This is a genomic window from Paracoccus sp. BR5-17 (assembly GCF_055693925.1).
The window spans coordinates 236,987-251,001 of the sequence record NZ_JBVFUV010000003.1; the positions used below are offsets into that span (position 1 = coordinate 236,987).

The window sequence follows — 14,015 nt, forward strand, 5'->3', positions numbered from 1 at the left end:
CCTTACACCTTGATCTCGACATCCACGCCGGCGGCGAGGTCGAGCTTCATCAGCGCATCGACGGTCTGCGGGGTCGGATCGACGATGTCCAGCAGCCGCTTGTGGGTGCGGATCTCCCACTGGTCGCGCGACTTCTTGTCGATGTGCGGACCGCGCAGGACGGTGAACTTCTCGATGTTGTTGGGCAGCGGGATCGGGCCGCGGACGGTCGCTCCGGTGCGCTTGGCGGTGTTGACGATTTCCTGGGTGCTGGCTTCCAGCACGCGGTAATCGAACGCCTTCAGCCGGATGCGGATATTCTGACTTTGCATGGTCATCCCTCTGACGGGGAGTTCCAGTCGAGAGGCTGACAACGCACCACGCGGCGCCAGCGTCGGACCGTATAAAAACTGCAAGGCCGCCCTGGATCAGGCGGCCGCGCGCATGACAGGCGAATCTGCGTGACGGCAGGTTCGGGCTGCGATGCGCGCCTATAGCCCCGCGCAGGCGGTGCCGTCAAGCCCGAAGCATCGCCCCCCACGGCGAAGGCCGCGCTTTGGGGCGCGGCCTTCGGGTTGGTTCTGGGGCTGCGGGCGGCCGGGCCGCCCTGGGATCACTTGATGATCTTCGACACGACGCCGGCGCCGACGGTGCGGCCGCCTTCGCGGATGGCGAAGCGCAGCTTTTCCTCCATGGCGATCGGGGCGATCAGCTCGACCTCGAACTTCAGGTTGTCGCCCGGCATCACCATCTCGGTGCCCTCGGGCAGCTTCACCGTGCCGGTCACGTCCGTGGTGCGGAAGTAGAACTGCGGGCGGTAGTTGGCGAAGAACGGCGTGTGCCGGCCGCCTTCCTCCTTGGTCAGGATGTAGGCCTCGGCCTCGAAGGTGGTGTGCGGCTTGACCGAGCCGGGCTTGCACAGCACCTGCCCGCGCTCCACGCCGTCGCGGTCCACGCCGCGCAGCAGCGCGCCGATGTTGTCGCCCGCTTCCCCGCGGTCCAGCAGCTTGCGGAACATCTCGACGCCCGTGCAGGTGGTCTTGCGGGTGTCGCGGATGCCCACGATCTCAAGCTCGTCGCCGACGTTGACGGCGCCGCGCTCGACCCGGCCGGTGACGACCGTGCCGCGGCCCGAGATCGAGAACACGTCCTCGATCGGCATCAGGAAGGGCTGGTCGATGGCGCGCTCGGGCGTCGGGATGTAGTCGTCCACCGCCTTGATCAGCGCCCGGATCGAGTTCTCGCCGATCTCGGGGTCGCGGCCTTCCATCGCCGCCAGCGCCGAGCCCTTGATGATCGGGATCTCGTCGCCCGGATAGTCGTAGCTGCTCAGCAGCTCGCGCACCTCCATCTCGACCAGCTCCAGCAGCTCCTCGTCATCGACCTGGTCGACCTTGTTGAGATAGACGACCATGTAGGGGATGCCCACCTGGCGGCCCAGCAGGATGTGCTCGCGCGTCTGCGGCATCGGGCCGTCGGCGGCGTTGACCACCAGGATCGCCCCGTCCATCTGCGCCGCGCCGGTGATCATGTTCTTGACGTAGTCGGCGTGGCCCGGGCAGTCCACATGCGCATAGTGGCGCGCTTCCGATTCGTATTCCACATGCGCCGTCGAGATGGTGATCCCCCGGGCGCGTTCTTCCGGCGCCCCGTCGATCTGGTCATAGGCCTTGAATTCACCGAAATACTTCGTGATCGCAGCCGTCAGCGTCGTCTTGCCGTGGTCAACGTGACCGATCGTGCCAATGTTGACGTGCGGTTTCGTCCGTTCAAACTTTGCCTTTGCCATGAATGGCCTCCTGATCGCGGGGCATGGCGAAGACGGCCCCGAATTGACGTGCGCCGCGATGTATAAGCCTGCCCTGGAAAAATCAAGGCCGCCCGCGCCCCCGCGCCGGGCGGACCGGACCCGCCGTTCCCAGGCCCCGCGGAACCATTCCGGGCAAAGTTCTGTTCGACCGGCAACCGGGGTGCCCTGCGCCCCCACCCACCCTTGCGGAGGATGAACTCGATGAGCCTGATGAAAACCCTGGGCCGGGTCGCGGCCGGCGTCATTCTTGCCAAGGGCCTGGGGGCCGCCATGCAGCAGCAGCGCCCGCAGGGCCAGCACGGCAGGCAGATCCCGCAGGGCCGCAGCGGCCAGGGCGGGCTTCTGGGCGAGTTGTTCGGCAACAACACTGCCCCCGGCCAGAGCGGCAACCTGGGCGACGTGCTGGGCCAGGTTCTGGGCGGAGGACGTTCCGGGACGGGCCCGCGCTATGGCGGCCCGCAGTCGCGCGGCGCCCAGGGCGGCCTGGGCGGGCTGCTGGATGGCCTGACCACCAGGGCCCGCACCGGTGGCAGCGGCAGCAGCGGCGGGCTGAACGACCTGCTTGCCCAGCTTGGCGGCGGCAGCAAGACCCGCAGCGCGGGCACCGGCACGGGCACGGGCGGCGGGCTGGGCGACATCCTGGGCGGCCTTCTGGGCGGGGCGGCGGCAGGAGGCGCGGCCGGCGCGCTGGCACGCAAGGATTCCCAGCCCAGCAACGATGCCAGCTTCGGCGAGCTGTTCAACGACGCCGTCATCAACAAGGGTGAACCGCAGGTCGCACCGACGCCCGAACAGAACGCGGTGGCCGGGCTGATGCTGCGTGCCATGATCCAGGCGGCCCGGTCGGACGGCACCATCGACGAGGCCGAGAAGCAGCGCCTGCTGGGCAAGCTGGGCGAGGACCTGGACGAAGACGAGCGACAGTTCATCCGCGACCAGATGGCCGCCCCCGTCGATCCCGAGGGACTGGCGCGCGACGTGCCCCGCGGCCTTGAAGCGCAGGTCTATCTGATGTCGCTGCTGGCCATCGACCTGGATCACCAGGACGAGGCGCGCTATCTGGACAGGCTGGCCCGCGCCCTGAACCTGGACCGGCCCACGGTCAACGACATCCATGCCGAGGTGGGTGTCACGAAGCTGTACGATTGACAGCTTGAAAACGGTCCCTGGAACGGCCCCTTCGGGGGCCGTTTTGCGCCGGCACGGCCGGCTTCTGATTCCGTTGCTCCAGTCAGCTGATTCGGCTATGGTTTTCCGGACAGTCCCCGCGATGTAGCCAGTCCCCTTTCAGGAGCCAGCCGATGAACGCAGTCAAAGCCCTTGCCCTTGCCGCCGCCCTGACCGTCCCGGTCGTGGCCCTTGCCCAATCCGCAGAGGAAGCCGCCGAAAATGCCGTCGAGGCGCGGCACGGCTTCATGACCATGCTGGCCATCAACATGGGACAGCTGTCCGGCATGGCCAAGGGCGACATCCCCTATGACGAGGCCGCGGCCAGCCGCGCCGCCGCCAACATCGTCGCCCTGACCCAGTACGACGCGCCCGCGCTGTTCATCGAGGGCACATCCTCCGAGGAGATGGAGGACTCGGCGGCTTTGCCGGCGATCTGGGAAAACCCCCAGGGCTTCGGCGAACGCTTCGCCGGCCTGCGCGAAGCCGCGGCGGGCAGCCCCGATGCGGTGATGGGCGGACAGGAAAACCTTGCCCCCGTGCTGCAGAAGCTTGGCGGCGCCTGCAAGGCCTGCCACGACGATTTCCGCCAGGAGGACTGATGGAGGACGAGGCCGCGCAGCGCGAGAAGGTCTGGGACCCGGCGCTGCGCGTCTTCCACTGGTCGCTGGCGATCCTGGTGGTCGCCAACTGGCTGCTGGGCCAGTTCGGCCCCAGCGACATGACCCTGCATTTCTGGCTGGGCTACGGGGTGATCGCCCTGCTGGCCTTCAGGCTTGTCTGGGGCTTCGTCGGCCCGCCCTCGGCCCGGTTCAGCGGCTTCCTGCGCGGACCGCGCGCGGTGGCCGCCTACCTGCCCGAGATGATGCGCCGCCGTCCCAGCCGCTGGCCGGGCCACAGCCCCGTGGGCGCGCTGGCGGTGGTGGCGATGCTGGCGGTGCTGATCCTTCAGGTCACGACCGGCCTCTTCGCCGACCCCGAGGACTTCATCAATGTCGGTCCCTTGGCCTCGGAGGTCAGTTCCGACACCGCGCGGATGGCGCTGCGGTGGCACCACCGGGGCGCCGACCTGATCCTGATCCTGGTGCTGCTGCACTGGGCGGTTCTGCTGTTCTATCGCCTGTGGAAGCACGAGGATCTGGTTCGCCCGATGATTACCGGCTGGAAGCTGGTCCGCCGGCGCGGGGACGGTTCCCGGCCCGGCACCCAAGACCGGCCCGGCTGAAAGGCCCGGCCCCCTGCGCCCGGGCGGAAGGAACCGCGCCGGTCGTCAGTCCGGCGCGTTGACGCGTCAGGTGAAGCGGTTGTTGCGGGGAAAGCCGCGCGGCGCCATGCGGCCGGCGCCGGACCGCTTGCCCAGCCATTCGCTCAGATCGCTTTCGGTGCGGGTCCGGCCGCCGCTTTCCTGCCACCGCAGACCTTCGGACAGGGTGATGAAGGTGGCATCCGACAGCGTGTCCCCCGCCACCAGCCCGCCGCCGCTGCCGTATTTCTGCAGCTTGACGCCCTTGCCGCGCGACATCTCGGGCAGGTCGGCCAGCGGAAAGACCAGCATCTTGCGGTTGGTGCCCACCACCGCGACATGGTCCCCGCGGACGGGCCGGCACAGCCGTGCCTCGCCGTTCAGCACCTGCTTGCCGGTCCGGGTCTGGGCCAGGATGTCGGCGGCGGCCACGATGAAGCCGTCCCCGGCCTTCGAGGCCACCAGATAGCGTTCGTCCGGCCGCCAGGGGAACATGGCGATCACCTCGGCCTCGTTGGGCAGGTCGATCATCAGGCGCAGCGGCTCGCCCATGCCGCGGCCGCCGGGCAGGCTGTTGGCCGGCAGCGTGTAGAACCGCCCGTTCGAGGCGAAGACCATCACCTTGTCGGTCGTTTCGGCATGGACCGCCAGGCCCGGGCCGTCGCCATCCTTGAACTTGACCTCGGCATCCAGGGGCTGGTGGCCCTTCAGCGTGCGGATCCAGCCCATCCGTGACAGGATCACCGTCAGCGGCTCGCGCTCGATCATGGCATCCATGTCCAGCGGCGCGATGTCCTGAGCCTCGGCGATCCGGGTGCGGCGTTGCCCCAGCGGCTTGGACTTGCCGAACAGGTTGCGCACCTCCTTCAGCTCGGCCGCGATGCGCGCCCATTGCACGCCCTCGTCGGCCAGCATCGCCTCGAGGCCCTGCCGTTCCTGCTGCAGGGCGTCGCGTTCCGAGCGCAGTTCGATTTCCTCGAGCTTGCGCAGGGCGCGCAGGCGCATGTTCAGGATCGCCTCGACCTGCACCTCGGTCAGGGCGAACTCGGCCACCATGACCGCCTTGGGGTCGTCCTCGTTGCGGATGATCTCGATCACGCGGTCCAGGTTCAGGTAGGCGATCAGATAGCCTTCCAGCACCTCGAGCCGGGCGGCGATCCTGTCCAGCCGGTGGGTGGCACGGCGGACCAGCACCTCGCGGCGGTGGTCCAGGAAGGCGCGCAGCACCTCCTTGAGCGAGCAGACCTTGGGCACGCGGCCGTCGATCAGCACGTTCATGTTCATGTTGAAGCGGATCTCCAGATCGCTGACGCGGAACAGCGCGCCCATCAGCTGTTCGGGATCCACGGTGCGGGCCCTGGGCTCCAGCACGATGCGGATGTCCTCGGCGGATTCGTCGCGGACATCGGCCAGGATCGGGATCTTGCGGGTCTGGATCAGTTCGGCCAGACGCTCGATCAGCCGGGACTTCTGGACCTGGTAGGGGATCTCGGTCACGACGACCTGCCACTGGCCGCGGCCCAGATCCTCGACCGCCCAGCGGGCACGCAGGCGGAAGGCGCCGCGGCCGGTGCGATAGATCTCGGCGATGGTGTCGCGGTTTTCCACGATGACGCCGCCGGTGGGGAAGTCCGGCCCCTGCAGGATGCCCGCCAGCGTGTCGTCGCCCGCACCCGGCGTCTTGATGAGGTGCAGGCAGGCGTCGATCACCTCGTGCAGGTTGTGGGGCGGGATGTTCGTGGCCATGCCCACCGCGATGCCCGAGGCGCCGTTGGCCAGCAGGTTCGGAAAGGCCGCGGGCAGCACCACGGGTTCCTGAAGCGTGCCGTCATAGTTGGGGCGGAAGTCGACGGCGTTTTCGGCCAGCCCGTCCATCAGGCTTTCGGCCGCCTGGGCCAGCCGCGCCTCGGTATAGCGGGCGGCGGCGGGGTTGTCGCCGTCGATGTTGCCGAAGTTGCCCTGCCCGTCCACCAGCGGATAGCGCATGGCGAAATCCTGGGCCAGCCGCGCCATCGCGTCATAGATCGCGGCGTCCCCGTGGGGGTGATAGTTGCCCATCACGTCGCCGGTGATCTTGGCCGACTTGCGGAACGGCCCGTTCGGCGCCAGGCGCAGTTCGCGCATCGCGTAAAGGATGCGGCGGTGGACCGGCTTCAGCCCGTCGCGCGCATCGGGCAGCGCCCGGTGCATGATCGTAGACAGGGCATAGGTCAGATAGCGTTCGCCGATCGCGCGGCTCAGCGGCTCGGTCAGGGTGTTGTCGTCGGGGTCGATGGGCAGGCTGGACATGGGCCACCAGATAGGGCGCGGCGGGCCGGCGGTCCAGCGGGAATCGCGGAACGGCGGTTGCGCCGCTGGCGTTGCGCTGCAACATGGGACGACAAGATCCGCAAGGACGCAGGGGGGCTGATGATCAGACTTGGCGCGCTGATTCTGGCGACCCTGGCCGGGCTGTTCCTGGTCCTGTCGGTCTGGGGCGAGGGCGACCCGAGGGCAGAGCGCCGCGCCGCCCTGCGGCAGCAGGCCGCGGCCCCCGCCGCCGAGCCCGCGGCCGATCCTGCGGCAGCCGTCCCGCAGCCGCAGATCATCCCCGCCCTGGTCGAGGCCCAGAGCCAGACCCCCCGGCAGGTGCAGCGCTTTCCCGGACCGGCGCTGCGGCCTTCGCCCGAACATGCGGGACAAAGGCCTGCGGCGGCCTCCCTTCCCGACGGCCCGGTGCTGTATGTCACCGCGGACCGCGTGAACATGCGGGCCGGGCCATCGACGGGGGACCGGGTGGTGACCTCCCTGGCGCGGGGGACGGCGGTGCAACCGCTGGGGCCGACCGGCGGCGAATGGGTGAACATCCGCGATGCCGACGGCCGCCTGGGCTATGTCGCGGGCCGGTTCCTGTCGCCGGGGGCGCCATGACCCGGCGCGTCCTGATTACCGGCTGCTCGTCCGGCATCGGGCTGGACGCGGCGCGGCGGATGCAGGCCGAAGGCTGGCGGGTCGTCGCCACCTGCCGCCGCGACGAGGACATCGCCGCCCGGCGGGCCGAAGGCATGGAATGTCACCATCTGGAGCTGTCTGACGAAGATAGCGTCGCGGCCCTGGCGGACCGGGTGCTGTCGGACGGGCCGCTGGACGCGCTTGTGAACAACGCCGCCTTCGCCCTGCCCGGCGCGGTCGAGGACATGCCCCGCGGCGCCCTGCGCGCCATCTTCGAGACGAACCTGTTCGGCACCCATGACCTGACCGTGCGGCTGATCCCGCATTTCCGCCAGCGCGGCGGCCGGATCGTGAACATCAGTTCGGTGCTGGGGCTGATCGGCATCCGCTGGCGCGGCCCCTATGTCGCCACCAAGTTCGCGTTGGAGGGGCTGACCGACGTGCTGCGCCTGGAGATGGCGGGCACCCCCGTCCGCGTCATCCTGATCGAGCCGGGCCCCATCGCCAGCCGCATTCGCGTCAACGCGATCCCGCATTTCGAACGCTGGGTGGACTGGCGCAGCAGCGCCCGGGCCGACGAATACCGCGACAGCCTGCTGAAGCGGCTGTACGAACCCGCCGCCGGCAAGGACCGGTTCGAGCTGCCGCCCTCGGCGGTCAGCGACCGGGTCGTTCATGCGCTGACGTCCGGCCGGCCCCGGCCGCGCTATTACGTCACCACGCCCACCTGGATGTCGGGGACGGCGCGGCGGCTGCTGCCCACGCGCGCACTGGACTGGTTCGCCCGCCAGGGTTAGGGTCCCGGCCAGCGAAAGGCGGTGGACATGACGGACGACCCCCTCTTCTACGTGATCGTGCTGGCCATGCTGGCGGTGCTGGCGATCCTGGCGACCGGCATCGGCGGCTTTGCCAGGGGCGGCGACTTCAACCGCAGGAACGGCAACCGGATGATGCGGTGGCGCCTGATCGCGCAGGCGGTGGCGGTGGCGCTGATCATGCTGTTCGTCTGGCTGGGGGGCCGCTGATGGTCGTGCTGAACCGCATCTATACCCGCACCGGCGACAAGGGCGACACCGCGCTGTCGGACGGCAGCCGCGTCGCCAAGCACGATCCCCGGGTCGAGGCCTATGGCAGCGTGGACGAACTGAACGCGACGCTGGGCCTGGCGCGCCTGCACGCCGCAGGAGAGATGGCCGCGCGCATCGGCGTCATCCAGAACGACCTGTTCGACCTGGGCGCGGATCTGGCCCGCCCGGGTCTGGCCGCGGACGATCAGGCGGGCTATCCGGTGCTGCGCGTCATTGATGCCCAGGTGGCCCGGCTGGAGGCCGAGATTGACGCGATGAACGCGGCCCTGAACCCGTTGCGCAGCTTCATCCTGCCCGGGGGCTCGGCCCTTTCGGCGCATCTGCATCTGGCGCGCACGGTGGCGCGGCGCGCCGAACGCCGCGCCACGGACCTTGCCACGGGGGGCGACGTGAACGGGGCCGCGATCCGCTATCTGAACCGCCTGTCGGACTGGCTGTTCGTGGCTGCCCGCGTCGCCAACAACGGCGGCGCCGACGACATCCTGTGGGTGCCGGGGGCCAGCCGCTAGGATCCGGGCCGCGCGAAAACGCTGCGTCGGGGAACGCTTTTGTATTGTGCAGGGCCGCGATCCGCCGATAACACTGCCCCCGACAATCAGACCCTAGGGAGAGCGCAGTCCATGAAGATCCTTGTGCCCGTGAAACGGGTGATTGACTACAACGTGAAGGCCCGCGTCAAGGCGGACGGGTCTGGCGTCGATCTGGCCAATGTGAAGATGTCGATGAACCCCTTCGACGAGATCGCCGTCGAGGAGGCGATCCGGCTGAAGGAGAAGGGCCAGGCCGAGGAGGTGATCGTGGTCTCGGTCGGCGTGAAGCAGGCGGCCGAGACGCTGCGCACGGCGCTCGCCATGGGCGCGGACCGGGCGATCCTGGTGGTCGCCGCGGACGACGTGCATCAGGACATCGAGCCGCTGGCGGTGGCCAAGATCCTGAAGGCCGTGGTCGATGCCGAACAGCCCGGGCTGGTGATCGCGGGCAAGCAGGCCATCGACAACGACATGAACGCCACTGGCCAGATGCTGGCGGCGCTTCTGGGCTGGGGCCAGGCGACCTTTGCCAGCAAGCTGGAGATCGACGGCGATGCGGCGCGCGTCACGCGCGAGGTCGATGGCGGCCTGCAGACCATCCAGGTCAGCCTGCCCGCGATCGTCACCGCCGACCTGCGGCTGAACGAGCCGCGCTACGCCAGCCTTCCCAACATCATGAAGGCCAAGAAGAAGCCGCTCGAGGAAAAGACCGCGGCCGATTACGGCGTGGACGTGACGCCGCGCCTTGAGGTGGTGTCCACCCGCGAGCCCGAGGGGCGGCAGGCCGGCATCAAGGTCGGCTCGGTGGACGAGCTGGTGGGCAAGCTGAAAGAAGCGGGGGTGATCTGATGGCTGTTCTTCTGTTGGGCGAAGTGACGGGCGGCGTGCTGAACCGCGACGCGACGGCCAAGGCCGTGAACGCCGTGGCCTCGCTGGGCGAGGTGACGGTGCTGTGCGCCGGCGCCCAGGCCCGCGACGCGGCGGCCGAGGCCGCGACCATCGCCGGCGTGGCGAAGGTGCTGGTGGCCGAGGATCCGCGCTATGGGCACCGGCTGGCCGAACCCACCGCGGCGCTGATCGCGCAGCTTGCCGGCGACTATGACCACATCGCCGCCCCGGCCACCACGGATGCCAAGAACGTCATGCCCCGCGTGGCGGCGCTTCTGGACGTCATGGTGATCCCCGAGGTGTCCAAGGTGATCGATGCCGACACCTTCGAGCGTCCGGTCTATGCCGGCAACGCCATCCAGACGGTGCGTTCGCGCGACGCCAAGAAGGTCCTGACCATCCGCACCGCCAGCTTCGACGCGGCGGGCGCGGGCGGCAATGCCCCGGTCAGCGAGGCGACCCTGGCCGATGATCCGGCGGTGTCGTCCTGGGTCGGCGACGAGGTTGCCGCCTCGGACCGGCCGGAACTGACCTCGGCCGGGCGGGTCGTCTCGGGCGGGCGCGGGGTGGGCTCGAAGGAAAACTTCGCCATCATCGAGGCCCTGGCCGACAAGCTGGGCGCCGCCGTCGGCGCAAGCCGCGCCGCGGTGGACAGCGGCTATGCCCCGAACGACTGGCAGGTGGGCCAGACCGGCAAGGTCGTCGCCCCCGAGCTTTACGTGGCAGTGGGCATCTCGGGCGCGATCCAGCACCTTGCCGGCATGAAGGACAGCAAGGTGATCGTCGCCATCAACAAGGACGAAGAGGCGCCGATCTTCCAGATCGCCGACTACGGCCTGGTAGGCGATCTGTTCACCACGGTGCCCGAACTGACCGAAAAGCTGTAAGGCCACGCCGGCAAAGGGCCGGAAGGCCTGCACCCATTCCTCGACCGCCCCCTTCGGGGGCGGTTTTGCGTTGCAGCACCGCTGCCCCCGCCCTATCGTCCCGTCAACGGAAAGCGAGGCGGCAATGACGGTTCAAACGGTTGGCATCATCGGGGCGGGTCAGATGGGCAACGGGATCGCCCATGTCTTCGCGCTTGCCGGCTTTGACGTGCTTCTGACGGATATCGGCCAGGAAGCCCTGGACAAGGCGCTGGGGCTGATCGACCGCAACCTCGAACGTCAGGTCGGCCGCGGCAAGATCACCGCCGAGACCAAGAAGGCGGCGATGGGCCGCATCAGGACCACCCTGCGGCTGGCCGACCTGGGCCAGTGCGACCTGGTGATCGAGGCCGCGACCGAGCGCGAGACCGTCAAGCAGGCGATCTTCGAGGATCTGGTTCCGCATCTGAAGCCGACGACGATCCTGACCTCGAACACGTCGTCCATCTCGATCACGCGGCTGGCCTCGCGCACGGACCGCCCGGAAAAGTTCATGGGCTTCCACTTCATGAACCCGGTTCCGGTGATGCAGCTTGTGGAACTGATCCGCGGCATCGCCACCGACCAAGCCACCTACGACACGCTGCACGAGGTGGTCGAGAAGCTGGGCAAGACCGCCGCCAGCGCCGAGGATTTCCCCGCCTTCATCGTCAACCGCATCCTGATGCCGATGATCAACGAGGCGGTCTATACGTTGTATGAAGGCGTGGGCAACGTGAAGTCGATCGACGAGTCGATGCGGCTTGGCGCCAACCACCCGATGGGTCCGCTGGAGCTTGCCGACTTCATCGGGCTGGACACCTGCCTGGCGATCATGAACGTGCTGCATGACGGGCTTGCGGACACGAAGTACCGCCCCTGCCCGCTGCTGACGAAATATGTCGAGGCCGGATGGCTGGGCCGCAAGACCGGCCGCGGATTCTACGACTATCGCGGAGAAGCCCCGGTCCCGACGCGGTGACGCGCACCGCCCCCTACAGGAGGTAGAGATGAAAGTCCTGACGACACTGGCCGCCCTGACGCTGGCCACCGCCCTGCCCGCCTTCGCGGATGACGCGGGCACCTGCGGCACCGTGCGCTATTCCGATCCCGGCTGGACGGACATCACCGCGACGAACGGGGTCGCTGCGGTCCTGCTCGAGGCGCTTGGCTACACGCCCGAAATCTCGACCCTGTCGGTTCCGGTCGGATACGAGGCGCTGAAGAACGGCCAGACCGATGTCTTCCTGGGCAACTGGATGCCCGCGCAGCAGAAGTTCCGCGACGACCTGGACGCCTCGGGCCGCGTTCAGGAACTGGCGCAGAACCTGGAAGGCGCCAAGTTCACCCTGGCGGTCAACCGGGCCGGCGCGGATGCGGGCGTGACCGACTTTGCCGACCTGGATGCGCGCAAGGACGCCTTCGGCGGCAAGATCTACGGGATCGAGCCGGGGGCGCCCGCGAACCAGTCCATCCAGGCGATGATCGAGGCCGACGATTTCGGCCTGGGCGACTGGGAACTGGTGGAATCGGGCGAACAGGCGATGCTGGCGCAGGTGACGCGCAGCGGCGACACGCCCGTGGTGTTCCTGGCCTGGGCGCCCCATCCGATGAACGAGGCCATCGACATCACCTATCTGTCGGGCGGGGACGCGCAGTTCGGCCCCGACTTCGGCGGCGCGACCGTGCATACGCTGGCGCGCAGCGAATGGGTCGAGGCCTGCCCCAACGCCGCGCGCCTGTTCAGCCAGCTGGTCTTCGACGTGCAGATGGAAAACGTGCTGATGGGCAAGATCCTGGACGGCGGCATGGACGCGAAAGAGGCCGCCCGGGAGTGGCTGGCCGAAAATCCCCAGGCCCTCGACCGGTGGCTGGACGGCGTGACGACCCTGGACGGCCAGCCGGGCGCCGAGGCAGCGAAAGCCGCGGTGGCTGGATAAGATCTTGAAGCCGAACATCCTGATCCTGATGGTGGACCAGCTGTCGGGGGTGCTGTTCCCCGACGGCCCGGCCGCCTTCCTGCACGCGCCGAACCTGCGCCGCTTGGCCCAGCGGTCCACGCGGTTCGCCAACACCTATACGGGCAGCCCGCTCTGCGCGCCGGCGCGGGCCAGCTTCATGTCGGGTCAGCTGCCGCGCCGCACCCGGGTCTATGACAACGCGGCCGAGTTCGCGTCGGACATCCCGACCTATGCCCATCACCTGCGCCGGGCGGGATACCACACCTGCCTGTCGGGCAAGATGCATTTCGTCGGCCCCGACCAGCTTCACGGCTTCGAGGAGCGGCTGACCACCGACATCTATCCCGCCGATTTCGGCTGGACGCCGGACTATCGCAGGCCCGGCGAACGGATCGACTGGTGGTATCACAACCTGGGTTCCGTCACCGGCGCCGGCGTGGCCGAGATCACCAACCAGTACGAATACGACGACGAGGTGGCCTATCACGCGACCCGCAAGCTTTACGACCTGTCGCGCGGCAAGGACGACCGCCCCTGGTGCCTGACGGTCAGCTTCACCCATCCGCACGATCCCTTCGTGGCGCGGCGCCGGTATTGGGATCTCTATGACGGGATCGCGGAACTGGAACCGCCCGCAGCGATCCCCTATGACGAGATGGATCCCCATTCGCGGCGGCTGATGGATGCCTGCGACTGGCGGGCCTTCGACATCGGCCCCGACCACGTGCGCCGCGCGCGGCAAGGATATTTCGCCAACATCACCTATGTGGACGACAAGATCGGCGAGATCCTGGACGTGCTGGAGCGCACCCGGCAGGACGCCATCATCCTGTTCCTGTCCGACCACGGCGAGATGCTGGGCGACAGGGGCCTGTGGTTCAAGATGAACTTCTTCGAGGCCTCGGCGCGCGTGCCGCTGATGATCGCGGCGCCCGGGATGACGCCGGGGCGTGTCGATCAGCCGGTCAGCACCATCGACGTCCTGCCGACGCTGTGCGATCTGGCCGGGCTGTCGCTGGAGGAGATCGCCCCCTGGACCGACGGCCATTCCCTGGCGCGCGGGGCTGCGCGCGGGCCGGTGCCGATGGAATACGCAGCCGAAGGCAGCGTCGCGCCGATGGTGGCGATCCGCGACGGGCGGTGGAAATACATCGCCTGCAACGCCGACCCCGAGATGCTGTTCGACCTTGGGAACGATCCGCAGGAACGCCAGAACGTCGCGGGCGATCCCGGTCATGCCGGGCCGCTGGCGCATCTGCGCGTCATGGCCATGCAGCAATGGGACCTGGACGCCTATGATGCCGAGGTGCGCCAGTCGCAGGCCCGCCGCCGGATCGTTTACGAGGCGCTGCGCAACGGCGCCTATTACCCCTGGGACCACCAGCCGCTGCAACGGGCCTCGGAACGCTACATGCGCAACCACATGGATCTGAACGTTCTGGAGGAAATCCAGCGCTTCCCGCGGGGGGAATAGCGCAAAAAGGGCCGGTCATCCCGGCCCTTCGCGTCAAGT

15 protein-coding genes are annotated in these 14,015 nt (G+C 68.5%); 12 read left to right on the forward strand and 3 right to left on the reverse strand.

The annotated features are described in order from the left end of the window. Positions 1-2 precede the first annotated feature (2 nt). Together rpsJ and tuf are read right to left on the reverse strand one after the other, a co-directional pair. Positions 3-311: a 30S ribosomal protein S10 gene (rpsJ, locus tag ACZ1HC_RS02320; RefSeq protein WP_167622738.1), complete on the reverse strand. Its 309-nt coding sequence runs from the start codon at positions 309-311 to the stop codon at positions 3-5. 281 nt (positions 312-592) lie between these two features. Further along, the gene (tuf, locus tag ACZ1HC_RS02325; protein WP_472698577.1) at positions 593-1,768 is read right to left on the reverse strand and encodes an elongation factor Tu; all 1,176 of its coding nucleotides are present in this window, start codon (positions 1,766-1,768) and stop codon (positions 593-595) included. A gap of 222 nt (positions 1,769-1,990) precedes the next feature. On the opposite strand from tuf, the gene ACZ1HC_RS02330 reads away from it, so the two are divergent. The 3 genes from ACZ1HC_RS02330 to ACZ1HC_RS02340 all read left to right on the forward strand — a co-directional run bounded on the left by ACZ1HC_RS02330 (position 1,991) and on the right by ACZ1HC_RS02340 (position 4,181). Then, on the forward strand, positions 1,991-2,938 hold the full coding sequence (locus ACZ1HC_RS02330) for a tellurite resistance TerB family protein (protein ID WP_472698578.1): 948 nt from the start codon (positions 1,991-1,993) through the stop codon (positions 2,936-2,938). Between the two features lie 152 nt (positions 2,939-3,090). Further along, positions 3,091-3,558 (forward strand): c-type cytochrome, encoded by a 468-nt coding sequence (locus ACZ1HC_RS02335; protein ID WP_472698579.1) that lies wholly within the window; start codon positions 3,091-3,093, stop codon positions 3,556-3,558. Further along, complete coding sequence (locus ACZ1HC_RS02340; protein ID WP_472698580.1) at positions 3,558-4,181, forward strand: cytochrome b/b6 domain-containing protein; 624 nt, start codon at positions 3,558-3,560, stop codon at positions 4,179-4,181. Before ACZ1HC_RS02335 ends, ACZ1HC_RS02340 begins: the two co-directional genes overlap by 1 nt. 66 nt (positions 4,182-4,247) lie before the next feature. Here the strand turns inward: ACZ1HC_RS02340 and parC are convergent, their stop codons facing one another. Further along, complete coding sequence (gene parC, locus ACZ1HC_RS02345) at positions 4,248-6,488, reverse strand: DNA topoisomerase IV subunit A (protein ID WP_472698581.1); 2,241 nt, start codon at positions 6,486-6,488, stop codon at positions 4,248-4,250. A gap of 120 nt (positions 6,489-6,608) precedes the next feature. On the opposite strand from parC, the gene ACZ1HC_RS02350 reads away from it, so the two are divergent. From ACZ1HC_RS02350 to betC, 9 genes are all read left to right on the forward strand, one after another. Further along, positions 6,609-7,109, forward strand: coding sequence for an SH3 domain-containing protein (locus ACZ1HC_RS02350; protein ID WP_472698582.1), 501 nt, complete (start codon positions 6,609-6,611; stop codon positions 7,107-7,109). Further along, the gene (locus ACZ1HC_RS02355; protein WP_472698583.1) at positions 7,106-7,927 is read left to right on the forward strand and encodes an SDR family NAD(P)-dependent oxidoreductase; all 822 of its coding nucleotides are present in this window, start codon (positions 7,106-7,108) and stop codon (positions 7,925-7,927) included. The genes ACZ1HC_RS02350 and ACZ1HC_RS02355 overlap by 4 nt, the downstream gene beginning before the upstream one ends. A gap of 27 nt (positions 7,928-7,954) precedes the next feature. Beyond that, a complete protein-coding gene (locus ACZ1HC_RS02360; protein ID WP_472698584.1) occupies positions 7,955-8,155 on the forward strand; it encodes a twin transmembrane helix small protein in 201 nt (66 codons plus the stop codon). Continuing rightward, positions 8,155-8,727, forward strand: a complete 573-nt coding sequence (locus ACZ1HC_RS02365; protein WP_472698585.1) for a cob(I)yrinic acid a,c-diamide adenosyltransferase — start codon at positions 8,155-8,157, stop codon at positions 8,725-8,727. Before ACZ1HC_RS02360 ends, ACZ1HC_RS02365 begins: the two co-directional genes overlap by 1 nt. Positions 8,728-8,838: 111 nt before the next feature. Beyond that, the gene (locus ACZ1HC_RS02370; protein ID WP_472698586.1) at positions 8,839-9,597 is read left to right on the forward strand and encodes an electron transfer flavoprotein subunit beta/FixA family protein; all 759 of its coding nucleotides are present in this window, start codon (positions 8,839-8,841) and stop codon (positions 9,595-9,597) included. Next, the gene (locus ACZ1HC_RS02375; RefSeq protein WP_472698587.1) at positions 9,597-10,523 is read left to right on the forward strand and encodes an electron transfer flavoprotein subunit alpha/FixB family protein; all 927 of its coding nucleotides are present in this window, start codon (positions 9,597-9,599) and stop codon (positions 10,521-10,523) included. Before ACZ1HC_RS02370 ends, ACZ1HC_RS02375 begins: the two co-directional genes overlap by 1 nt. 124 nt (positions 10,524-10,647) lie before the next feature. Further along, the gene (locus ACZ1HC_RS02380; protein WP_472698588.1) at positions 10,648-11,523 is read left to right on the forward strand and encodes a 3-hydroxybutyryl-CoA dehydrogenase; all 876 of its coding nucleotides are present in this window, start codon (positions 10,648-10,650) and stop codon (positions 11,521-11,523) included. 28 nt (positions 11,524-11,551) lie between these two features. Next, the gene (gene choX / locus ACZ1HC_RS02385) at positions 11,552-12,481 is read left to right on the forward strand and encodes a choline ABC transporter substrate-binding protein (RefSeq protein WP_472698589.1); all 930 of its coding nucleotides are present in this window, start codon (positions 11,552-11,554) and stop codon (positions 12,479-12,481) included. Position 12,482: 1 nt separating this feature from the next. Further along, the gene (gene betC / locus ACZ1HC_RS02390; RefSeq protein ID WP_472700758.1) at positions 12,483-13,976 is read left to right on the forward strand and encodes a choline-sulfatase; all 1,494 of its coding nucleotides are present in this window, start codon (positions 12,483-12,485) and stop codon (positions 13,974-13,976) included. Positions 13,977-14,015: the final 39 nt, after the last annotated feature.